Source organism: Carboxylicivirga taeanensis, from assembly GCF_051851475.1.
GTDB lineage: Bacteria > Bacteroidota > Bacteroidia > Bacteroidales > Marinilabiliaceae > Carboxylicivirga > Carboxylicivirga taeanensis.
This window is the reverse complement of the sequence record NZ_JBPUSJ010000006.1, coordinates 205,197-230,833: the sequence shown is the minus strand read 5'-3', so window position 1 is coordinate 230,833 and position 25,637 is coordinate 205,197. Positions and strand designations below refer to the sequence as shown.

The following is a 25,637-nucleotide window of genomic DNA, read 5'->3' as shown; positions in this document are numbered from 1 at the left end:
ATTATTGAAGCATCGTTTTCAGAAAGTGTAAAAAGCGCTTGGTATAACGGCGCCTTAACCTTGCAATTGATTTCACCAACATCAACTCATAAACTGTATCATCCGAATCAGCATCTTTAAAACGGGCATAAAAACGCGCTAACTCGGTGAGGTATTCGGGATTGGAATCAATTTGTTGCATATTGTACAAACCCTGATGATACCCCAAAGGTTTTTGAAACTTGAGCCGATTCAGGTCCACCAGTAAAAACTGATAGCGAACCTTATCCATCACATTAGCTCTTTTAACCAGCACATTTGATCCATTAAAATCAGTGTGGCAAATGCCTTGGGCATGTAATTGATTCACCATAAAATTTACAAAGTCGCGCAAAATCATGCGCTTATCATCCACCTCACGTGCCAACACATTGGCCATATCGTAGTCGAAATTTTCATAGTGGCAGATGTAGAAAGATTTAATCAAAAAGTGCCAGGCGTTGTATATTTCAACATAGGCAATGGGTGCGGGTGTGCCAACCCCCTTCTTAAGCAGGTAGTGAGCAAATTCATAGGAGCGCCTTGCTTTGGATTTTCGAAAATAGGAATACATCCAACGATTAAAAACTGTTGGTTTTCCAAATGCTTTAACGCATAAATCGTGCTCGCCCACTTTTATGCGCTTAACCTGGTTGCGATCGCATCGGATACAATCAGATTCGCGTTCAAAATGTACCGCGATATTTTTTATATAATCATGAAGACTTGCGTAGCTTTTATTCAACTTAATTTTAATCATAAGAAGCTCAGTATTTTGCTTATCGTCTGACAAACATACGATTCCACTCTAAGGGAACGCATAAAAATATGGACGAGCTATCCGGATTGATGGATGAAATCAATAAAGAATTACATGAACTATCTGCATTCGTGAAGAACGCTCAGGCAACTACCACTAAAAAAACGACTGCTCTCCTTTTGCCGATATAAAGCCATTAATTAGTTATCATATCATTCGACATTTCACCTCTTCTTTTACCAGAAAAGATTAATTTCGCCCCGCTTTACTTTTTATTAAGTGAAATAGAATTAGAGTTGAATATATATTTGTTAAGTATAAGCTAACAAACACAAGCACTTATCATTACAATATTAAGATGCTGTAATAATCAGCATCTTCAACATAACCTTTCAACAAACATCAAAAACAATTATGCATTTTCAAAAACACATCCTTAGACTTGTCGCGTGTCTAATCGCTAACTTATGCTGTCTGCAACTGACCTATTCACAAACCAATAGAAACCTGTATGAGCAAATTCCGACTGATAATCTGATTTTAATGGCTTATTTGAATACAAAAGCCATTGATGTCGAAGAATTGGCTGGTTTAGTGGGTCAAGAAGTTGGTGAATCCATTGCAGAACTGGCAAATACAACTGAAGAAGCGTGTATTTTCGTCCAGAAGAAGGAGGCATTTGATCATTATACAATCCGGCTGAAAGGACTTAAGAACTTCTCTCTAAAACAAACTGATAGTCTGTTGCAAGCCATCGACATCGAGATAAAGGAACTTACCCCTACTTATGCCTTATTGGAAAAGGATCAGTATCGAAAAGGGATTCTGCATTTTTATCCTGACTACTATGAACTCAAGATATTTTCGCAAAGCAAACCAATTGACAAAAAATTAAGACAAGAATATGAGGCCCTGTGGAAACAATTGGATTCACCTGATTTTGAGCACAACATGGTCGCTAATAAACTGGACTCGATTGCCCAGCTGGACTCAATAAATGCCGTTAATCAATTTGCATTCCTCATAGAACAGGAAAAGAAATCAACAGGCAAGAGCGACGGCCAATGGGTGAATTACAACAGTATATTTAAGGAAGGTATCGAAAATAGTGCAGCCCTACTTTATTTGGATAGCGAAGCAATAGCAGAACTTCCTTTTCACATGCTAAACCTACTAAATGACAGCTTTTATGAATATTTCGAGTCCCCAGAGTTGGGTTCTTCCATTCTGAACTACCACGAGAACATTTGGCTTAAATTAAGCCATAAAAACAACTCCTTAAACATTAGCAGTGTATTGAGCAACAAAGCAAAGAAACCAGCCATCCACCAAAAGTTAGATCGTGATCTTATAAAATACCTCCCGGCCGGCTCACAATCGATCTTCTGCTACCACTTAAAAGCGGCTAATCTGAAATATCACTTAGCCACCCATCTGCAAATTAACAGTATGAGAGAGGACGAAGCTGCTCTGAGTAAACTCGCTATCCTTGCTATGGACGATGATTGGGTTAACGCCTTGGGCAATGGCTTTATTACGATAGCTGACAGCAATGTTGGAACAAAAGAGACGCCAGATTTTAAGTTGGCGATTAAAATGCCAAATTATGAGAAGGGCCAGCTTTTATTAAGCATCTTAGAAAACGATTTTAACGCCATTCAAAAAGCAGGTAACGACCACTATATTGTGAAACATAAAAAGTTGGATTTTGATGAGCCTCTTAATCTAATAATTAAGAAAGATATATGGATTTTGGGCACAGCCCCCTTCGAAACTTTAGGTCAAACAATCGATAGGCGGCAAATTAAAAAGTACTTTCCTAAGGTGCTTCACAACAAAATGACACAACATATAATACTTAACAGAACATTGGCAAAGCTATTTAAAATGGACTTCGAAACAGTTGAATTAAACAGCTACCTGCTAAACAAACGAAAAGTCCGAACAGATGTCTTTATCACAATGAATTAGTGAATCGAACAGTGAACATCACGATTAAAAATTAATACCGGTTAGAAAAACAGGATTTAGTACACCAAAATACGGCGTATTGCTCTCTGTAGCGATAGGTCTAAGTGAATGGCAAGCTAATTAGCAGAATAGCAACTCCGGGAGAATGGATAGTATTTTATCTACCTTCTCCCGGTTTTTGTTATGCAAGGCAGAAGAAATGTGCGCACAGCTTTCAAAAATTGCTGGCTATTTCATTACCTTTACAAAAATTAAACGGTATGGAACACTCGAACTTTAAAAAATACATTAAACCGCTTATAGGCAATAAGTTCTTCCTTGCGGCCATGGTGTTTCTTGTATACATCACCGTTTTCGATCAGAATAGTTTATTTGATCGATACAGCCTGGCCAGACGAATCAATCAGCTGGAAAAACAAAAGCAACACTACATTAACGAGATTGAGCAGAATAACCGAAAAATGGAGGAACTACAGAGTAGTATCGATAATCTCGAAAAATTTGCTCGCGAAGAATACCTCATGAAGAAAAAAGAGGAAGTTATTTTTGTTGTTGAAGAAGAGTAAGCCTTATTACGAGTTTAAATAAAATCAGAATTACTACATTTTAATGAATATTTATAAGCTATTAAGTGTCATCTACTATATTGGAATGGCACTTGTTTTTTTAGGCATTTTAATGCACATCAGTGATATGGAGTCTGGTGCCTGGTGCTTCTCTGGGGGCGCTATCACTATGGTTGGCATCCGTTTATATAACCGAATTGTTGGCAAAGTTGAGAACCAACGCGTGTTCACCATTCTGCTTTATAGTGCCATTATGCTATTACCAGCTGCCTGGGCGATGCTAACTCACCGCCGCTACTGGATAATCTTTATCGCTTTAACAGCCATACTGGATACGTATGCCAGCTATCGCCGTATCAGAAAATAGTTTAGATGGAGTAGGACTGCTGCTTTTCTTGTTGACGGTATAAAGTCAAGAGCTCTTCGACTTCAAAAATATCGGCAGACTGATTGTGATGGAGTTCATAGAGATTAATAGAGGCATCAAAAACAGGCATTTTTTCAAGAAAATGAGCATGAGTATAGTTGAGATATTTAACAACCCGAAAGGCGTTAAAAACCTCATAAAAACGTTTCCTGAACACCTCAATGGACGAACAATGTGAACGCACGGGTTTTAAGGCCTGAAAAAAATCGGAATGAATGAGATAGCTTCGCATGCGTCCACTCAGCTGATGAGTAAACTCTTCAATTCCATCATCGGTCAGCTCATACAATTCATCCTTCAGCTGCAGAAACTCTTTTAAATCGATAAACGCCTGCAGGTTATAGGTATGGTATTCACCTCCAGACTGCACGAGCTCATTAACAGAAGGGCCGGTTCCAAAAGGTACTCTGGATGAGGGCCTCGACGACGGGAAAACAATGGTGGAGTTAACCTCGCCGAAATTTCCCTGTGGGATAACTTTCTGTAAAAAATAAAAATCCTCACCCGCTTGCTTGGAAGGCATGCCACCAGCTTTGATGTATGCCTCAGCAGTTACTGAAAAGCACGAACCTACGGTATGAAAAGCATACGGGAAGCCGGCATATCGCAAGGCCTGCACATAGTAGCGCAAATGCAGCTCATACTCAGCAATGGCCATGTATACATCTGAAGAGAGCGAACCCGATAAAGGATGTTCGTAATAGATATTACAACCGGAATAAGCATTTTCAGAATAGGCAGTGACTAGACTTTCAAAATAATTGGTAGACACGATACAGTCGGCATCCAAGGACACAATAATGCCCTTTGTTCTGTTATGGTGCGCAAAAGTATAGGCAGCGTAATCCATCCCTGTTTTGCGAGCATGCCCTACTCCAGCTTGCTTTTTGGGAACATCAAAATCTTTTAGGCACGTGAGTACAACACTCGAATCAGTCCCAAGTTCTATGCTTGTATAATGTTCGAACGATTCTAGCTGGCGAGAGATAATGTCAGAAGGTGCAAAATCCGGGTAATTGAATACTAATATCACCTCAACACGCGCTTTAGCGAAGCTATTGGCCGCAGCCAATAAGCTATCTATAAGCACTGGTAAAGTCTCTTCTTCGAGGTAAACCGGTACTACCACTTTTAGGTCACTGCTTATACCAGGTGGCTGATTAAGCGGATGTTTTTTGAAATATTTGGCAAAAAGCTTATCCATAAAAATCAAAAAAGGCAGAAGTCTGCTGACTCCTGCCTTCCAAATATAAATGAATTATTTATTTCTTTGACTCTGCATGACGTGCATTCAGGGCTTCTACAATTTCGTTGGTAATATCAACACCATTAGCCCCATAAAGAACATTGTCGCCAAGTGTATTACTCAAAATCACTTTGTAAGGCTTCTCTTTAGCATATTCCTCTAAATAGCTCATTAGTGTATCGCGCAACTGACGATTCAATTTATCTTGTTCCATCATCAGCTCATTGGACAAAGTTTGGTTTAACTGAGCAAGATCTTGTTCAGCCTTCGCTAATCTTTGCTGCTCTTTTTGAGCACGTTCCATACTTAAAAAGCCATTGTTTTGCACTTTTCTCTGAAACTCAACAGCATCTTGGCGAAACACCTTCGCTTTTTCGTTAAAATCGGCTCTTGAGGCCTCCTCTTTACTCATCAACTGCTCATTTACCTCTTTTGCAAAAGTGTAATTTAGAAGTAAAGAATCTGTATTTATATAGGCTACAGGAAATACATCCCCTGAAGTACTTCCCCCGTCAGCAACTGGGTTGGCTTCATTTGCCCCTGATTTGTTAAAGTGTAATACAAATAATACAATAACAGCAATTAATAAAACGCCATTCAGCACTGTTGATAATTGTTTCATACTCTCCCTAGTGAAATTTAACCAATAATTTTACGGAGAACAAATATAACTGATTACCCATCATATAAAAATATTTGCTCCTATTTTTTAATTAACACCCGCATCAAAGTGACCAAGCATGCATAATCATCAACGAAAGCCACGGGCAATAAAGGTTTATGTATAGAAACGATTAGAAAAATGAGCGTGTACGGCGACGGTATTTTGAACCAGTACCACCACTTCCCGGAGCACTACATGGAATAGCTCCTCTAATTTTATTTTTCTTAGTTGATTGATTAAAGCGAAATATTATGGATAATTCATTGGCGCCATTACTGTATCCACTAAGTTCAGAAAGTGTCCAGTCGTAACTGTATGCCAAGCGAAGGGTTCCCACATTAACGCCAAGGATAAAAATTAGACCGTCATTATTAACCAACTCATCACCCGAAGCAAAAGGAATCCCCCGATACCATAGACCAATTTCCATCGGGTTTATGTACCAGTAGGTTCCAATATCGAGCTGATTGAAGTTTTGTTGCAAACGGTAATTAAAAGCAAGCGTAATGCTTTGCTCATCGCTATTGCGCATGTTAGCCTTGTAACGGTACTTATAACCTCCATACACGGATGTTTTAAAGGGGTTATAGGATTGGAGATCGGTGACCCCAATGTTGCTCTTAACAAGGTTATGCATAGCAAAGCCAAACCAAAAATCGTCGTTGTAAACCATGGCTGAAGCAGCCGCGTCGAAATGCTTATGCTGATACTCCTCATTACCGTTTGGTGCTGAAGGCAGAACAGTTCCTCCATTACCCTGATCAGAAGGAAAGATGGCTTTCATCAATCCTAAATTACGTTCTTTATAGATAAATTCAATTCCTGGCCGAATGAAAATATCACGTGCCACTTCAAACTCATAGGCATACAAAGCACTTATATCCTGTCTGACCAATAAGCCGTCTCCGCTGTCATCACGCAAAACCATCAGACCTATACCACTGCTGTAGTCATCAAAGAAGTGATCAGCCGTGAGGGCATAAGAGCGATAGGCCTTAGCGATACCGGGCCATTGGTCGCGGTAGGTCAGGCTCATGCGCGTTCCTTGCGTCAACCCGGTAAACGAAGGACTCAAATACATGGGAGTCGCATACATCTGAGAAAAAGACACATCCTGTGCAAATGCATTAGAGGATATTAAAAGCAGTAGTATGTAAATACTTCTGATTAAATATTGATGTATCCGACCTAATGTTTGCTTATTCTTTATCATGCTCATCTATCTCACTAATAATATACTTCCCGCTTTACTAAACTCACGGCCATTGGTAAACTTACCGGAAACTTTATAAACATAGACCGCCTGTGGGGCTAATTGTCCTTTATAATTACCATCCCATCCTTCATCAACGTTGGCTGACTCAAAAATCAATTGTCCCCAACGATTGAAGATTTGGATATGGTAGCTCTCAACATCCCGGTGTTTAGGTTTGAAGATGGCATCATTTCGTTCGCCTATTGTACCTGAATTACCAGCACCTCCAGGTCGCGGTTTAAAGGCATTAGGGAACTCAACATAGCCACTTAGCAGTGCCTTAACAGCTCCTTCTTTCACCATTGAATTTTCACACCCCAGTGCATTTTGAACCGTTAAAGTCACCGTATATAGTCCTTCATTACTGTAGGTATATGACGGATTTCGTTCATTGGATGTTTGGCCATCGCCAAACTCCCACAACCAATTCACCGCATTAATTGACATATCGTAACACCTTATTTCATCCTGCGGCAGATAAACCGTCTCTGGACCTACATCAAAATCGGCAACCGGATGATCATGAACGTTTATTTCTTGTGTAAAGACCACATCATTACCATCGGGTCCACCAACAGTTAATACTGCGATATAAGTTCCTGGGTAATTATAGGTATACTTAGGACTTCTTTCTGTAGTGGTTCCGCCATCTCCAAACTCCCATCTAAAGTCTGTACCTCCCACCGAGTAATTGGTAAAATTAACTTCCAGCGGGTAACACCCCTCTTCTGTATCAACGGTGAATCCGGCTTCGGGCATCTCCTTGTATTCAATAGTTATCTCATCGTAATGTTCACAATCAGCACTATTTATAGTCCAGCGGAAAGTATTTTTTCCTACCGACAAGTTGCGCACGGTTGTATTAAAGAAGTTTGGATCATCAAACACACCATTGCCGGCAACAACCGTCCAAACACCACTTAATTGACCAGGATTTTGTGCCTGCATCGTGTATACAGGCTCATAGACCACATCGTCCTCTCCGGCATAAGGATAAGTTTTGTTACTGTTGATAACTACAACATCTTCGGTCATACAATCTCCATAGGCAATGGTCCACTTGTATATATTATCTCCAAATCCAATTTCATTCACTCGTGTATTGTACATTGATGGATCTTCAAATGTACCTTGCCCACTCACCACGGTCCATTGTCCTATGCCATCCACCGGAATATTTGCATTGAGAACAATATAATCTTCACAGGTAGAGCGATCATCACCTGCCGCTGCCTGATCGGGTGTTTTATTAAAGATAGTTACCTGATCAGAAGAGAAACACGAACCATGAGTAATGGTCCACATCAGAATATTCTCTCCAAACCCAAGGTTTCTAATGGTCGTTTTTGCATTTGAAGAATCATCAAACTCTCCTTTACCAGACACCAATGACCACTGCCCCGTTCCAAAGCCTGTTTGCGGTGTATTGGCATCCAGAACCGACCAATCTTTGCAGTCCTGAATATCAGGGCCTGCATTGGCGATATCCGCCGCATTGTTCATAATGGTTATAGAGTGACTTAAATCACACTGTCCTTGTGTAATGGTCCATTTCAGAATATTCGTGCCCGGATTTAGATTGGAAATAGTTGCCGTTGGATTGGTTGGATCATCAAAGTTCCCACTTCCCTGCTCTATCGACCATAAACCATTCCCAAATAATGGCGTTTCAGCCTTCAGACTATAATGGTTATTACAGGTTTCATCATCCTTACCAGCATAAGGTATAGAAGGCTCGTTGTTAACAATGCGTACTTCATCGGTCGACGCACATTCTCCATTACTTACTGTCCAACGGAATACATTGTCACCTTTTGATAATCCGGTCACAGCTGTTCGTGCGTTTGTTACATCAGCAATGGTAGCTGAGCCCATCAATACTTCCCAGATACCTGTACCTGGATATGGAGTAGTCGCATTCAGCGTGGTATTATCATCGCACAACTCCTGATAGTTTCCTGCATAGGCAGTACTTGGTGAGTTATTGGTCAACACCACCTCTGAATTTGTTTTGCAGCCCCTGTAATTAACTGTCCATCTTAATACGTTGTTACCTTTTGCCAGGTTAGACACTTTTGAGTTCGGATTATTGATATCTTCAAAAACTGCCTGACTGGTTCCTCCAACAACACTCCAGGTTCCAACGCCCGGGTTGGCAGGGTCAGCACTTAATTGGGTATCATCCGTACAGAGTTCATCATTTTCCCCGGCATAGGCTTCTATACGGTTATAGCTTACCATTACATCTGAATATGATTTACACTCGTTATGCGTCACCGTCCAACGGAAAATATTATCACCAAAAGCCAGGTCGGATACCGTAGGGTTGTGATCGATCATACTACTGAAAGATGCTGAACCATTAAGGATGGTCCATTCACCATCGCCACGAGCCGGGTCATTGGCCGATAACACGGTTGCATTACTCACACATAAGGATTGATTGTCACCGGCGAAGGCCGTTGAAGGGCTGTCGTTAGTAATAATTACTTTACTGGTTGAACTACAACGTCCATAACTGATTGTCCAAAGTAGCTCATTAGGACCTGGCTGCAAGCCTCTTACCGTCGTGTAAGGATCGTTCGGATCGTCAAATACGGCCGTGCCGGCACCTGCCGCCACGCCCCATGTTCCTGTACCTGGGAAAGCCGCATTGGCAGATAGCACCTTATAATCCTCACAAATCGTATCGTCATAACCCGCAAAGGCCTCAATCAAATTAAAATTGATATCCACTTCATCGGTTGAGAAACAGTCATTATTATCAATGATCCACTTAAAGCGGTTCACCCCGTTTCCTAAACCGGTCACCAGAGTATTCCGGTCCAAAGGATCCGCAATCACACCTGAACCAGCCACCAATTCCCAGTGACCAATTCCCTGTTCCGGATTATTGGCCGACAGGTATACCTGGTCTTCACAGACTTCTCTATCGTGTCCCGCAAAGGACTGGCTCGGCTTGTTATTTTGGATACTCACTGTATCTGAAAGCTTACAGTTGTTATTATCAATGGTCCATACGAGCAAGTTTTTGCCGGGAGCCAACTTCTTGGCCCAATCATTCTTCAATGGATCAGCGTCGGCATAGCCACTAGCAACACTCCACTCACCTACACCAAAAGCCGGGGTGTTTCTTAACAGCTGCACCGAATCTGTACAAGTAACCTGGTCTTCGCCCGCATCAGGTGTGGTTGGGGTATTATTGGAAATAGTCACATAAGCTTCACTGAAACAGCTATTGAGTGAAATCCGGTATTTAAGAACATTATCTCCCTGTCCTAAACTACGCACAATTGTTGTTGGAGATGTCGGATTATCAAAAGCGCCACCACCACTCACAACCGACCATTGTGCCGTTCCCCGTCCTGCTTCAGGAGCGATAGCACTTAACTCAAAGGTATCGGTATTACAAATAGGCTTGTCCAATCCGGCATAAGCCTGTGCTACCATATTATTAACAATAACGACCGTATCTTTCGATTGCGTGCTTCCGTTATAAAGCGTCCATACAAAGTGGTTTTCACCTTTATCGAGGTTGTTAACCATTGTATTGAACTTGGTTTTATCTTCAAAATTTCCTTTCCCTTCAATAACACTCCACTCACCCAAAGCATTTATAGGTTCATTTGCATTGAGCTTTATTTCACCCGTACACGTGGTATCACGCTGCCCGGCATTGGCCTGCTCTACAGCTCCATTTGTAATTGTCACATCAGATGAATAGCTACACGTTCCATTTGTTACTGTCCAGCGGAATACACTTTCCCCTTCCCGCAGATTGGTTATCAATGAGCCTGCGTTTAAAGGATCAGCTATATCGCCACCACCAGATACTAATGTCCAGTAACCAGAGCCTACTTCTGGTGCATCAGCTACCATGACTGCGTTTGAACTGGTCACTTCCTGAGAGTCTCCGGCCGATATTTCACGTTTATCACCGCTTGAGTCGATGTAGTATGGATTATTATTGGTGACAAATATACTGTCGGATGATGTACAACCCTCGTTATTAATGGTCCAGACAAACCCATTTTTGCCATAATCCAATCCTCCAATCAAAATGTTCGGGTTATTGATATCTGTTGGCTTAAAGGTACCGCCTCCCACGCCGGCAATCAGTGACCACTCGCCCATATCGCCAGGCAATGGTGTGTTTGCCATAAGAGTTACCGTTTTCCCACAGATGATGGTATCCTTTCCGGCATAAACATCTACATGCAGATTATTCACAACCAGGTCGGCAAAGGATGAGCAACCATTATGCACAATGGTCCACCTGAAAATATTTTCTCCATGTGCCAATCCGCTTACCTGAGTTACCGGATCATTCACATCCTCGAAAGTACCAGAACCTTTTATTACCGACCAGTAACCTGTTTCACCTAAGGCTACCGACGGAGTGTTACCCGATAATGTAGTTTCATAGGCACAAATTACTTGTCCGGCACCTACTGAAGCTGTTGTTGACGAGTTATTGGTGATAACAATCTCATCGAAACTATCACATCCATTCTTCGTCAATGTCCAGCGAAGTGTATTGGCTCCACGTGCTAAATCACTTATTGTGGCAGTCGGACTCGTTCCATTATCAAAAACACCTGCTCCTAATCCCGCAGGAATTGACCACTGACCTGTTACGCCTTGGCCAGGCTCAGTACCATCCAGTTGATAAGTATCACTGCATTGTGTCTCATCATCCCCTGCAGAAACAATCAATTCGTTATTTCTTAAAACAACTGTAGCTACCTCAATACATGAACTATTTTGCATGGTATAGGTAATAGTTGTTTCTCCACGTGCTATTTCTGTAACACTAATGCTGGCGGCATTTGGATCGTTACCAATATTAGCTGAACCTGAAACGACTCTCCATGTTCCTGTTTCGCCGGGCAACACCGGCGCAGTGGCAGATAGTTCAGTAAAATTCTGATGACAGACTAAATCTATCACAGTGGCAGCATTACCATCCTTGTCGAAGATAACCGGCACAGTCGGCTGGTTATTAAACACATCGACAGTGGCCTTACTTTCACAGCCATTTTTAACAATGGTCCATTCAAGGGTATTCAATCCATCGCCCAGGTTACTTATACGTGTAGTAGCTGCAGAAGGCGTTTCAATGTTTCCGCTTCCGGTAATTATGGTCCAGTAACCATGACTGGCTTCCGGATAAATAGCCGTACCCACAACTGTGACTTCACCATCACACACCGTGTTATTATCAGCGGCAGCGCTTATCACTACCTGATCATTATAGAGACGTACCTCGTCGGAAGCCGAACAGCCAGTTGTATTGTTCGTTACTGTCCACACAAAGGTATTTTCACCATGAGAAATGCCAGAGATGTGTGCGTTGTATAGATTTTCTTCGCCGGCTACAATTCGACCTGTTCCTTTTGTAACCGTCCATTGCCCTGTGTAACCTGCACCTGGGTCCACTGCATTCAGCTGGTGAGTTGATGAACAGATACCATACTCATCGGTACCCGCATTAGCAGTAGGCAATGGTGAAACAGTTACTAATAGAGGATCGGATGTTAAACCATCTCCACAAGTATTAGAAGCAGTCACTGTTATTTCTCCAACAAAATTGTTATAGGCCGATTTCACCTGAAGCACCACCTCGGTGCCGTTATGCTCACCCACAAATTCTAATCCTTCAGGAATAGACCAAGTATAGGTACTGGCATTGCTTACCGGATCAATTCGGTATCTCAAACCTGTTGCTTCTTCACAAATGTTAACTGGGCCTGAAGGCATAGTTGGTTTAGCGGGCAACAAACTGGCGGTTACTCCAATTGAAGAACTTAATCCTGTACTACAGCTATTTACTCCACTCACTGTAATGTGTCCATTGCCTGTAAAATTTGTTAGGAACTCAACAGTAATGGTGTTTGTTCCATTACCGGTAACGATGGTTCCCATGTCGGCAGGGACGGTCCACAGATATGAATCTGCGTCGGCAATTTCAGCAACGCTATAAGTAGCCGTACTTCCCTGGCACGCCACCATTTTGCCGGTGATAACACCCGCATCAGCCGGATTATTCAGTACGTTAATCGTAATACTTGTTCCCCCACTAATTGGCACACTACAGCCTTTAGAGTCGGCAACCGCAACTAATTGGTAAACGGTTGTTTCATCCGGAGAAACCGATAATGAATAGGTATTGCCCACCAACGGGGTCGCATTAAAAGTGCGGTTAACACCATTTTCACTGATGGTAACACTGTAATCGGGTGAACCTGTTGGGAAGGTAAATTCTAAGGCAGATTTTGTTCCCTGGCAAATATTTGAATTATCAGGTAGAACAGACATACTTGCCGATGGCAACTCATTAACTGCGATATCGACAGTACCGGCAACAAGGCCTGAACAGCCATTGGCATCGGTTACCGAAACCAGACTATAGGTCGAGCTAACTAACGGAGATACGGCCACAATGGTACTCCTGTCGGCTATATCATTAAGGGTTGTTGAAGTCACTCCATCGGTATAGGTAACTGACCAGGGAGCTGTCCCTTCCACCAAACGAATACGCAGCGATGTGGCTTCTTCCTCACAGATCTCACTGTCGCCTGCTAAAGTCAATTGGGCTATAGGCTGTTCATTAACCACTACAGTTGCACTGCTGCCATTATTACCAGGTCCTTTCGGACAACCTCCATCTTCAATAGCTACCACTGAATACTCCGTTGTAACGATAGGGTTGACATTAACAACGGTACTAATAGCCGTTAATGTAGCGGTGGTACCATCACTCAATGTTACCTCTAATGGGTTGGCTGCGCTCACCGGATAGTTACTAACCGTTAACTGCAAGGCTGTTGTTTGGCCCACACAAATGGTTGCATCATTATCGACATCAACCACCGCCCCTAATTGATTAATTGTGGCTGTTGTTTCTTCTGAACAGTTTTCACTAAGTACAAACGCTCCATCACCATTGCTATCGTCAATAACAGACAGCCAGTAGGCTCCAGCAGGTAGAGCATCCAATGGGTAATCGATATTCTCTTCGATGTTGTCTAACACATTGTGATAGCCTTGTGGTCCTGTAATGGTTACTTTATAGTGGTTGGAAGCACTTGGCAAGCCTCCCTCAACCCGGAAAACCATACTGCCTGTTGTCTCATTGTAACATTCAACATGTTGCGTTACATTGGCTGATATTACCAAAGGTGCTGGTTCGGTTATCGCTTCATTGCGGCTGATGGTATTTCCACCATCATCTCGAATTTCAATCCGATACATATCGGCTGCCAAATTATTCTGATTCAAAGCATCGGCATTAACCGTTTGAACAACATTATTGCCTGAATCGAATAAAGTAATGGTGTAAGGTGCTGTCCCTCCGTTAGCGGTAACTGAAATTGCCCCTGTACCATCGCCATGGCAAGGACGAATATGGTCGGTTAAAACAGTCATGGTCAATGCCATGTCTGGCTCTTCTAACACAATGCCATCAATAATTACCTCACACTTATTATCATCAACCACCACTACCTGATAAGTTCCTGCCACTAAATCGCGAGGATTAACGGTATTTTGAGTGATATCAGGGATTGGATTACCATCCAAGTCAGAGCCTGACCAAGTGATCGTTTTTCCGCCGGTTCCACCACTAACAGTAATGAATATTTGGCCATCATTGCCTCCTTTCACACTCACATCAACCACATTATCCAATGTGGCAGATAAAGCAGTTGCAGGCTCCTTGATTTCAATCTCCAACATTTCAGAACTGCAACCATTGGCATCTTTCATCGTTACCGAATAGTTTCCGGCAGCCAAGCCTGTTTGAGTAGCACTGTTCTGAATGACATTGGATGAAGCCGGACCCACCCAAACATAGTCGTAATATGGATCACCGGCACCGTTAATAAATGGGGTTCCACCACTGGCTTCCACATTAATTTCGCCACTTGCCTGCCCTTTACACAGGACGTCCACGAGCTTATCCACACTTAGCGACAGGGCCACTGGTTGAGCCACCGTAAAAGTTTCCTGCATTGTACAGCCTGTATCGTCATCAGTAACAGTCACCACATAGCTACCAGCGCTCAAACCTGTTTGGTTTCGTTGTCCCTGAATAAGACCAGTACCCGAACCGGTCCAGCTATAGCTGTAGTTACCAGCTAAACCTCCGCTCACCTGCACAAGAGTGATGCTTCCGTCGCTACCGCCATTACAATTTACAGGCGATGTATTACTTACTATTTCAATATTTGAATCAATACCTACTTCAATATCAAAGGATTTCACACAAGCACCACCAACACGCGAATCCGTTACTTCCACGGTGTAAGTTCCAGCTGACAGTCCGCTTTGGTTCTGAGCATTAACCGCTAGTTTTGCTCCACTGCCGTTGACGGTTGTCCATTCAAACGAATAGGGAGGTGTGCCGCCACTCACGATCAGATCAATCTGGCCATTTTCTGTGCCTGCACAACCTTGATTTTTCACTGTAGGCTCAATACTTAGCGGTTTCGTCAGGTGAATTATTTTCTCAACAAAACAGCCCGTTCTGTTTTCCAATGGATCGGCATCCCATACTTTAAGCATATAGGTTCCACTTATCAAACCACTTAGATCCTGCTGATCTTTATCGCTGGCATTAACAACTCCTCCGTTGCTGGCACTCCAATGATAAGCATAGTTAAGGCTTCCACCTGTAGGAGTCACATCAATAGCACCGTTGGCACCATCACAATCGGCGTCAGTTAGATTATAAGTAAAATCAATCGGTTCAAGTTCTTCCACTTCAAAATCAAATGGATCGGACACACAGCCTTTCGTATCTTCTACCACCACTGAATAGGTACCTCCCGATAATCCGCTTTGATTCTGATTGGCAGGCACTAAGCCAGCACCATCCACTGTTGTCCAGGTATAGTTATAAACACCTGACCCACCTGTTACGTTAATAGCAATATGTCCGTTGTCATCACCGTTACAGATAATATCACCCACTGTTCCGGTCACCTCAATCGCATCCGGAGCTTTTAATTCATATGACCACGTATACGTACAGTCACTTCCGTCAGTTTCGGAATTATCAGTTACCGTTAATTCGTAGGTCGCTGCATCCAATCCACTAATATCTGGCTGCTCACTATACGGAACTCCATCTTTTGTCCACTGATAGGAGAAATTACCTGAGCCACCAGTTATGCTAATAGCAATGGCTCCGTTTACATTGCCATTACAATTTAGTTCGGTGATACTTGGAGTTATCACAAGCTCTTCAGGTATATCTATAGATTGGGTCACGCCACAGTTATTATCTGCAACAGTCACCTGGTAGATACCGCCTTTAGTTAAACCTGTGATACTTTGACCTTTATAAATCTCGTTACCAGGACCTCGCCAAGTATAAGTAAAATCGCTAGGGTCGTCGGTATTACCACCCGCTGGGTTAACAACATTAATTCCCCGTTCATATGGGTCGCAGCTTTCTACAACAAGCTCTAGATCAAAGGTTATGGGAGTTGGTTCCTCGATTAACCAGGTCTTATTTACCCGGCAACCATTGGTGTTATCCACCACCTCTAGTAAATAAGAGCCTGGCTGCAGATTTTCCTGCGCATCAATTCGCGTGTTGTCTACTGAAGCAGGTCCGGACCAATTAAAACTATAATCAACAGTACCGCTGATATTTACAGCTGATATTTTACCATCATTGGCTCCATAACAGGTGACTGGAACCGCAACACCTGTAATATCAAGTACAACAGCAGCTCCAACAACAAATGATTTGGATACTGAACAGCCTCTTTCATTATCAGTTACATTTAAAATATAGGTTCCGGCCGCTAAATTTTCCTGATTAAGAGATGTATGATCCGATACAGGATCTCCATTCACTTCATCCCATTTCCAATCATAATCGTCAGCACCACTAATCGAAATATTGCGTATCGCTCCCACATTACTCGTGGTTGAAGCACACGTATTATCAATAACTAGCCCATCCACAGTGAGTAACTCAAGGGTAATCGTCTTTTCAAGCTGTGTACAAGCCGATTGGGTGGATGCCAGCCTATCGACTACCTTAATAACATATGTTCCTGAGTTCAAATCTGTATCATATGTTACAGTTCCTTCGGCGTATACATCGCGGACAGTTTGTCCGGTTACGGTAATTTCATAATGAGGATTACCAGAAGCATCCTTATTACCACCGCTTATATCAAATTCAATGACGCCACTTCCTTCTGTATCGCAAGCAATAGTTGTTGCCACATTATCAACAGTCAGCACCAATGGTTCGGGTGCATTAATTGTAACCTCCTCAATCACAGGATTTGTTGCACAACCGTTTGCATCAGTTAACCTTAACTGGTACATCCCTTCTGTCAGGTTCTCAACCCTGAACAATCCATCGTTAGAAACCAGGTCGGTTACGTTATCACCCGTATAATCCAGACGATACACACCGCTTCCTCCGGTCACGGCCAACTCAATTGTTCCGGTGGCAGCTGTTGAACAAGTTGAAATATCTATCGGATTTATATTTACATAATCCACCTCTAGTGGTTCTGTAATCTGAATATCAGCCGACGTAACTGAACAAGGATAGTTTACTGCATTAACTGCACTAACCACTACCCTGTAAACTCCTTTACCAATTCCTGTCAGTGAAGCATTGGCAGTTGATGTTCCGGTTGACACCCAGTTACTTCCATCAAATACTTCCCAGTTATAAACAAACTGTCTATCGGTAGGTCCTCCTACAATGTTTACTTCAATCAATCCATCGGTTTCATCAAAGCAACTGACATTTTGTTGGTGACTTACCACAACAGTCATCTCCCCTTCAATAAGAATCGACTTCGTCAGACTACACAAGCCACGCGCATCTGTCACTGTCACCGTATACAGGCCACCCTTAGTAACATTAATTTCCTCTGTATCAAAAGGCAATAAGTTTCCATTCGGTCCTACCCACTGATAGGTATAGTTGGCTTTGTTACCATTGCCACCGCTTAAGCCATCCACATAAATTCGCTGATTAAACGGTGAACAACTTATATTATTCAGCAAGTTGAAATGTAGATTTTCAGGTTGCTGAATTTCAAATGTTTCTGTCGCTGAACAGCCGGTACCGGGTTCCTCAATTACTAACTGATAGTAACCAGCTCCCAAATTCGTTTGCTCAGTTAAATTCTCATTCCCCGCAGCAACACCTGTCCAAGTGTAAACAGGAGATACTCCAGCGTTATGAACAATATTTGTTATAGAGCCATTTGCTTCATTATAGCAATCAACATCTTTTAGCTCCCAATTAGTAATTTCTACCTGACGCTGATAATCAACCAGATACTCCACTGGAGGTAAAGTACATTTACGTACATTATCCGTAATAGACAACACATACTTTCCGGCTGCTAAATTGTATTGATTAATAGAACCAGGCGAAGTTACGGTTGAACCATCAGGATAGGTCCATGTCCAAGAATAGTCGCCTGAACCACTGACACTTAACTCAATAGAGCCATCATTAACGCCCCCCGGACATGTTTGATGGATAATTGATTCTGAGACTTCCACATGCGATAAGGTGACCATCGTTTCAAAAGCCGGATCTGAACAGCCACTTGTTGGATCAACCGTGGCCAGATTGTCCCACACTTTGATGGTATAAGTTCCTGGTTCTAGATCAGGTAAACTATAAGAGTGCATTGGAATGGCGAGAACATCAATCTGCGTACCCAAGTTAAATCCATTGTCTCCTGTGATGACCAAATCGTATACATTATGATTACTAATTGAATCTTGCACACCACCGGTAATATCAAATGAAATAACCCCATCGGCCATTCCGAAACAGGAAATGCTTCCATCGACATTTGTAACACTCACAGGTTCGGGACCTGAAATTGTAAACTCTCTTAAAATTGGTGCGCATGCGTTGGCATCCACCACAGTAACCGAATAATTATCGCTGGCTGGCAGATCAGTAAATGTAAACGATGAAACTGATAAGGTTTGAGATTTACTGATCGTTCCATTGGTTACGGTTACCGTATAAGGAGCTGTTCCGCCAGTCACCGATACAGTCACCTGACCGGCTTCGTGAGTCGAACAAGTTGTGATATTTTTAACAACCGGATCAGAGAGAGTAAGTGGTGCCGGTTCGGTGATGATCATGTCTTTCAAAATGGTAGTGCAACCATCGGTAGAAGTAACAGTGACCTTCCACTTACCAGCATCTACGCTATTAACCGATCCTATTGATGGTGTCGAACCCGTATCAATTGACGGAGCACCTGTGGTTACATTCTGCCAAACATAATTAAAGGCGTGTCCGGGCTCTCTTCCAGTCACGTTGACTGCCAGGTAACCATTATCAGCACCATTGCACAGCAAGTCCTTATGCTGCGTAAGTTCCTCAACAACAGTAATCTTTGGCTCACGCAAAGTTATTATGTCAGATTGAATACAACCGGAAGCGATATTCTCTACAGTGACAATGTAATCACCGGCATAAGTTAATCCACTCTCGCTGAAAGAATTGCCTGAAGTAACATCCGGAGTAGAGATGGCAGGCGCACCGGCTGGTACTACCCAGGTAACACGGTAATTATCTGTTTCAGAGATGGTAACATCAATTTGTGCTTCACAATTATCGTAACTTTCAATTCCTTTAACGGTAAATTCGTCTGGCTCGTCAATAGAAATTAATTTTGTAACCCTTCCTCCATTAGCATCACGAACGGTTACTGAGTAATCACCGTCTGTCGCATCAATTTCATGATAGTTCGCCGACGTACTTGAAATTGTCTGAACCGGATCAGCATTTCGCTGATACTCGATCGAGTAATCTGGAGTACCACCGGTGATGGAAATGATCAATTTACCATTTTCACCAAAACAGGCTGCATCCTCTTTTGACAGATTAAAAACTAAAGGTACCGTTGTATCACCAATCACAAAATCAACCCGGTGATCACATCCGGCCACACTCGTTGTTATGATAACATAATAACTACCCGGGTCTAAATTAGAGATAGATGTTACCTCAGTGGCAATTGAAGTGTTCGAGCTGTTGAACCACTCGTACGAATAATTTGCAGGATCACTGCCACCACTTACTGGTGAAAGTGCCGCGCTACCGTTTCCAACAATGGCCGGATCGCTAGCAGCATTGGTGATCGTGTTTGGCGTTGTTGATACGCTTGCACTCCATGCCGATGGCTCGGTGACTGTTTCTTCAAAAGTATAAGTACACCCATTATCATCGGTGACAACAACCTGGTAGGTTCCGCCGGCAATTCGTTTGCCAGTAAGTGCCTGACTCAGATCTTCACTTGTGCCAAAATTTTCGTTGGTAACTTTATTGCGCCACTGGTACTTATAGCCAGTATCCCAACCACCATCAACAGCAATGTCAATTTCGGCCGTTCCGCCAACACACTCAATATCCGTTTTACTAGTGAGTGAAACAGAAAGTGGAGCAGTAGGATTGTTGATGATTGCATAATCAGATTGATGCACTTCGCAAAGTGTTCCTTTGTTGCGCACCCAAATATCGTAAGTACCTGATGACAAATTACTAAACACCGGTGAATCCTGATAAACCGGATGATCATCGGCATCTAGAAAAATGGCATATTCGAAAGAACCACCAACCTGACCTCCACTTACATTGGCAGTGAAAGAACCATTGGCCTCACCAAAACAAATTACATCAGAAATTGCCGTGGCCGGATTTACAATAATTGCCGGGTAATCATTAATAACAACATCATTAAACTCTGCTGTACAGCCTTTTACATTATCTCTAACTTGAAAATTGTAAGTATCCGCACTTAAGTAATCAAATACCGGTGACGATTGCCAGTTAACCCCATCGATAGAGTAAACATAATTAACGTTGGCAGGATTCGCTGAAAGCTCAACCTTACCATCTACATTACTATCGCAGCTTGCATCCGTTACCACGCCTGATAAATTGATGACTGGTGACTTCTCAATGGTAAACACCTCATTAACAGAACAGTTATTATCATCGAAGATGGTAATAGTGTGTGCCCCATTGGCAATATCGTGTATTTCTAAATTTGCAGGAACCGCTTGTATAGCTCCAGCACCATCCAACTGATAACGGTAAGGAGCCGTTCCTCCTGTAATACTGAGTGTTACAAACCCGTCAGCTTCACCTGCACAGGTTTCACCGGTTGAACTTACAGTAACATCCAAGGCATTGGATGGTCCTACAATGGTAACTTCAAAACCAGCGGTACAATGTGGATGCTCGCTGTCACGTACCAAAACAGTATGAGTGCCAGTTGCCAGAACTCCTGTCTCATAGGTAGCTGTACTTGTAGGTAAAGTCCAGTTAGTTCCACCATCATAGGAGAACTGATATTGACCCGAACCACCGGCAGCCGTAACATTTGCTTTTGCTGAATTCGTTCCAAAGCACTGATTGTCAGTCAGGTTATTTAGAATCAAACTAAGATCCGCCTCTTTTTCGACCTCAACAATGATGGTAGCGCTACAGCCATTCGCATCTGTTACATTAACCGTATAATTTCCTTCAGGTAATTGGCTCGCAGCTAACAGGTCGGCACTCAAGTTGGCAACAGTTGCCGGCCATTCTACCAAATAGCCACTTGGGTAAGCACTTAAGTCTGTAAACTTAGTTCCACCAGTAATTGACAGGATGGCCGAACCATCACACGCTTCAGGTGTGGTTGAACAGTCACATCCATTCCTACTCAGCTGTGTATAAGTTACATCCAATGGTGCCGCTGCAGAGTTGATGGTAATGCTTACCTCGCGTCCGGCAGGTAATGCACAGGCGGCTGCCGACTGATCGCTTATACGGAACTGGTAGTCACCAGGTACCAAATTGATAAAATGATCGGGAGTGGTGTTCGGATTCAAAGTCCACGCTCCACCATTCAGACTGTATTCGAAAATATAGTTTCCACTTCCGCCAGAAGCAGTTAATTTAACCTCACCATCGTTAGCACCGAAACAACTTACATGCTTAACGGCATCAACGCCATCCAACTGAAGCAGCAAGTCATAGACCTCAACATTCACATTACCAGTCATTGGCGCCTCACAGTCACCCAGTCGGGCCCATACAGAGTAAGTCCCTACCTTTGTAACACGATCGGCAAAATTGATTGGGCCACCACCTGCCGGTCCAACTAATGATTGAACGGTCGTGCCACCCAAACGCAATTCGTAGGTCACGCCTTCTGTAGAGCCATCGATACCAATAAAGACACCACGCGTTGCTACCTCATCGTCAACACAATAAGCTCCACCTCCGGTAACCTGGTAAACATCTACTGGTCCTTCAACAATCGTAAATTTTTTCTCACTATAGTTGGTACAACCCGCTGCATTGGTATACTCGTACAATAAAGTGTAAGTACCTGGTGTTAATAAGCGGGTATCAAAAGATGCTTCACCATCCAATGATCCGGAGTTGACCACACCCGTGTTTTTATCCGGATCGGCCGAAGCATCAGGCATTGGATCGTTAGGATTTTGAGTCGGGAATCGTCCTTCTCCTCCATTAGGCAGAAGTCCATACAAGTAAACAATTCCTGTTCCCTGACAAAGAACTGCACCATTATTAATGCCATTAAAGTTGGCACCGTCGGACTGCAGAATTTCAATATTTTCGGTATGCTGATAGACGCAACCGTTTCCTGGATGCTCATAAATATAGGTAACATCATAATTACCAGGACCAACCTCCGGATTCAACCATCCCCTACCATCATTGGCGTTTATCCCTTCCTCAGCGTTTTCATTGGCAACTAAAGATGCGCCTGATGGATTAAGAGAACTGGTAAAATTACCGGTTAATGAGGCCGTACCATCAACAAGCCCTTCAATGATCACTCCCGGCTCATTATCGCAATAGATCAATGACGGGTCCACCTGAATATCCAGAACAGGCGATGTTACAACCTCCACCTCCATCGAATCAGAAGAGCGGCACCCCAAACTATCGGTCGTAAACGTGATGGTGTGAGTACCTGGGCCTGCTATATCCGGATTAAAATAGTAGACATTGTTTTGTTCGGTTACTCCATTGCCGGTAAACACGCCTGGGTTACTTGTTACTTTAGTTAGTTTAACGGGGCCTTGCTGTTCACAATACTTACCTGTTCCATCAATAGAAAATCCGGGATAAGGTGCTTTTTTAATCTCCACCGGGTAGGTTTGCGAGGTTAAACAGCCTGTTCCATTATTGTAACGATAGGTAATTTGATAAATACCGGGCATGCGGGTGGCCGGATCAAACCAGGTATCATTGCCATTGTCTATTGGCGAATGTACTGTTCCACCGGGGGCAACAATTGAAAAGTCACCACCTTCAGGTATGGCGGATAATGTTTGCACGGGATCGCCCTGGCAAAACGTCTGACCATCCAACTCAAATTCCAAGGTGGCACCTACGGTCGTTGAATAGGTTCTTCGGCCGGTACAACCGTTATCATCGGTATATTCATAGGTTATATCGAACGCTCCGCCTCCTGCTTTATTTGGAAAGAAGGTGGCCGTTCCATCGTTATTATCCTCAAAAGCCGGATCGGTACCTGTAGCGGCCCAGGCCGGACTGATAGTGAAAATGCCTTCGTTGGGCACATTACCTGTTAAGGTGACTTCCTCCATCGGCTTATCACCGCAATAAAAAGGTGCTAAGCCCGAAAAATTAACAATGTTATTAAGGTTCGGATTAACACTTATGGTAACAGACCTAGTAGCCTCACAGCCGTTTGAACTTGCGTAAGTATACGAAATGGTGTAATCTCTGGAGCCATCAATAGCTATGGCGGCAGCAGTGTTAAAGGAGGCTGTACCATCGCCATTATCAACAAAATATAAGGCATCGCGGGGTTCACAATCAAATGTTCCCGGCACGCCACCACCACTTCCATCTGGTGATGCACTTATTGGCAAAATACCAGCATCCGCACAGTATTCATCTCCATCCGTAATTCCATCAATCGTAATGGCTGGAATTGGGTTAACGGAGAAAATACGAGAAGCACTATTGGTACAACCAGTGGTAACATCGGTATAAGTATAAATAACCGTTTGATTGCCTAAAGGTTGTGCAGCAGGATCAAATACTGCTGCTCCAATATTATAACTTCCACCTGCCGCAGGAATGCTTGATAAGGTCACTGCTGCATCATTCTGGCAAAATACGTATTGGGGTGCTGTAAATGACACTGCCGGCAATGAATTAACAGTGATATTTTTGGCAGCCGACCCTACGCAGCCCTTATCGGAGGTTACGGTTACATCATAGGTGTGAATGGGCTGTATGCTTGGTGTAACATCAATATTATCGAGTCCGGGGCCTTTTGCACCAGTACTCCAGTCATAATCAACAATATTAATTCCCACAGGCGCAACGGATGTCGCCAAATTAATTGAACTACCCAAACATACTCGATCAGGACCTACCAAAGTTACGGCCGGTTTGGGGTTGACCGTTATCTGGGCTGAACCATTATTTTCGGTATTTACACAACCATTTCGGTCTTCAACCGATTTTATTGTAAAAGTTTTTGTTGCCTGTAGATTAGGGGTTCGCCAGGTATCATCAAATGTATTGGCCACAAAAGCGTAATCATTGGTTCCATCGGAAATAATAACGTTCCATGGTCCCTGATCAATTGGCGTAATGTTAAGGGTAATATCAAACTGGTCTGGCGAACCAAAGCACTTTTCAAAAACAGTTCCATCAGCTATACTGGCCACAGGTGCATTGGAAAGGGTCACTGTCATATTCCCCATCACCTTTTGGCAGCCCGAATTATCATGCGTTGCCTCCACGTAATAGGTGGTCACTCCAATCGTACTCACATTCCCCAAAAAAAGCTGTTTCCCGGTGGCATTTCCAGCTACAGGGCCCAAAACGTGGGTTGAACCACTATAAACATTGTAGGTTACCTGTTCTTCGCTATTGGATAAATACAGATCAACACCTGTACTGGAGCAACCGGAGACATTGGTACTCCCATTGATATCTTGCAACTGAAAGGTTTGGGGAATATCTGCAGTTGAATAAGATATCGAAGAGACACCTCTTACATCAGCGATACATCCTTTTTCGTCAGAAACAGTAGTAATGGTGTAAGTTTTATCGCTCATTAGCCCCGTTTCGATAACCAGGGGAAGATTTTCTACGGGGCTGGCTAATGTATTGGTGTATTTTATGGCAGAAGCTTCATCTTCAATACTGACATCATAATCGCCAAAACCTCCGGTGATGGATAGTATAGCATTGGCATCATAAGGTTTGGTACAAGGAGCCGGATTGACAGCATAGAAATCGATGACAGTTGGCGCACCTGCACTACCATCTAACTCTTTAATTTTTATATTATATATTTTCTCGTTAACATGCCATTCAATAAGTTGTCCGGCACTATTTGAGTTGGTGCCATAAATAATGGCATTCTCATTATTTCCTTCCAGCACTAAGCCATTACTGGCGGTTAAAAACCCTCCTGTAAGGTCACCTGCCGGTATCATAGTGCCATTCCCGGTAGAGGCCTCTTTTAATACCTGAGAAGCCAATACGGCACCACCGGTACATTCATTGTTGAACCAGTAATTCTGACCACTTGCATTAAAACTCGATACTGCTAACAAAACAAGGATTAACATCAATGATGAAATCCTACCGTCAAATCGATAACTGATTAATCCATGGCTACGTAAGCCCATATCCCCATTT

At 42.9% G+C, this 25,637-nt stretch carries 9 protein-coding genes; 4 read left to right on the top strand and 5 right to left on the bottom strand.

All coding sequences use genetic code 11. From position 1 onward, the window contains the following. Nucleotide 1: 1 nt before the first annotated feature. Nucleotides 2–778, bottom strand: coding sequence for a lipopolysaccharide kinase InaA family protein (locus ACSX1H_RS11375; protein ID WP_439184041.1), 777 nt, complete (start codon nt 776–778; stop codon nt 2–4). Between the two features lie 68 nt (nt 779–846). Here ACSX1H_RS11375 and ACSX1H_RS11370 point away from each other — a divergent pair, with 68 nt between their 5' ends. From ACSX1H_RS11370 to ACSX1H_RS11355, 4 genes are all read left to right on the top strand, one after another. Next, entirely contained in the window at nt 847–969 is a 123-nt protein-coding gene (locus tag ACSX1H_RS11370; protein WP_439184039.1) for a hypothetical protein, read from the top strand. Nucleotides 970–1,321: 352 nt separating this feature from the next. Then, nucleotides 1,322–2,749 carry a hypothetical protein gene (locus tag ACSX1H_RS11365; protein ID WP_439184037.1) on the top strand — a complete coding sequence of 476 codons (1,428 nt, stop codon included), beginning with the start codon at nt 1,322–1,324 and terminating at the stop codon, nt 2,747–2,749. 260 nt (nt 2,750–3,009) lie between these two features. Further along, nucleotides 3,010–3,315: an FtsB family cell division protein gene (locus tag ACSX1H_RS11360; RefSeq protein WP_439184035.1), complete on the top strand. Its 306-nt coding sequence runs from the start codon at nt 3,010–3,012 to the stop codon at nt 3,313–3,315. Nucleotides 3,316–3,358: 43 nt separating this feature from the next. Continuing rightward, on the top strand, nt 3,359–3,682 hold the full coding sequence (locus ACSX1H_RS11355; RefSeq protein ID WP_439184034.1) for a hypothetical protein: 324 nt from the start codon (nt 3,359–3,361) through the stop codon (nt 3,680–3,682). A gap of 1 nt (nt 3,683) precedes the next feature. Here ACSX1H_RS11355 and ACSX1H_RS11350 read toward each other — a convergent pair whose 3' ends face one another. The 4 genes from ACSX1H_RS11350 to ACSX1H_RS11335 all read right to left on the bottom strand — a co-directional run bounded on the left by ACSX1H_RS11350 (nt 3,684) and on the right by ACSX1H_RS11335 (nt 25,627). Further along, nucleotides 3,684–4,946 (bottom strand): glycosyltransferase family 2 protein, encoded by a 1,263-nt coding sequence (locus tag ACSX1H_RS11350; RefSeq protein ID WP_439184032.1) that lies wholly within the window; start codon nt 4,944–4,946, stop codon nt 3,684–3,686. Between the two features lie 58 nt (nt 4,947–5,004). Next, entirely contained in the window at nt 5,005–5,610 is a 606-nt protein-coding gene (locus ACSX1H_RS11345) for an OmpH/Skp family outer membrane protein (RefSeq protein WP_439184031.1), read from the bottom strand. Nucleotides 5,611–5,782: 172 nt separating this feature from the next. Beyond that, a complete protein-coding gene (locus ACSX1H_RS11340; RefSeq protein WP_439184029.1) occupies nt 5,783–6,865 on the bottom strand; it encodes a PorP/SprF family type IX secretion system membrane protein in 1,083 nt (360 codons plus the stop codon). Between the two features lie 6 nt (nt 6,866–6,871). Next, nucleotides 6,872–25,627, bottom strand: a complete 18,756-nt coding sequence (locus ACSX1H_RS11335) for a PKD-like domain-containing protein (RefSeq protein WP_439184027.1) — start codon at nt 25,625–25,627, stop codon at nt 6,872–6,874. Nucleotides 25,628–25,637 lie beyond the last annotated feature (10 nt).

What these genes read in the sequence shown, in the direction of transcription:
- ACSX1H_RS11340 (WP_439184029.1), bottom strand. Translation starts at nt 6,865, where the DNA reads ATGATAAAGAATAAGCAAACATTAGGTCGGATACATCAATATTTAATC.
- ACSX1H_RS11350 (WP_439184032.1), bottom strand. Translation starts at nt 4,946, where the DNA reads ATGGATAAGCTTTTTGCCAAATATTTCAAAAAACATCCGCTTAATCAG.
- ACSX1H_RS11335 (WP_439184027.1), bottom strand. Translation starts at nt 25,627, where the DNA reads ATGGGCTTACGTAGCCATGGATTAATCAGTTATCGATTTGACGGTAGG.
- ACSX1H_RS11365 (WP_439184037.1), top strand. Translation starts at nt 1,322, where the DNA reads ATGGCTTATTTGAATACAAAAGCCATTGATGTCGAAGAATTGGCTGGT.
- ACSX1H_RS11345 (WP_439184031.1), bottom strand. Translation starts at nt 5,610, where the DNA reads ATGAAACAATTATCAACAGTGCTGAATGGCGTTTTATTAATTGCTGTT.
- ACSX1H_RS11360 (WP_439184035.1), top strand. Translation starts at nt 3,010, where the DNA reads ATGGAACACTCGAACTTTAAAAAATACATTAAACCGCTTATAGGCAAT.
- ACSX1H_RS11355 (WP_439184034.1), top strand. Translation starts at nt 3,359, where the DNA reads ATGAATATTTATAAGCTATTAAGTGTCATCTACTATATTGGAATGGCA.
- ACSX1H_RS11370 (WP_439184039.1), top strand. Translation starts at nt 847, where the DNA reads ATGGACGAGCTATCCGGATTGATGGATGAAATCAATAAAGAATTACAT.
- ACSX1H_RS11375 (WP_439184041.1), bottom strand. Translation starts at nt 778, where the DNA reads ATGATTAAAATTAAGTTGAATAAAAGCTACGCAAGTCTTCATGATTAT.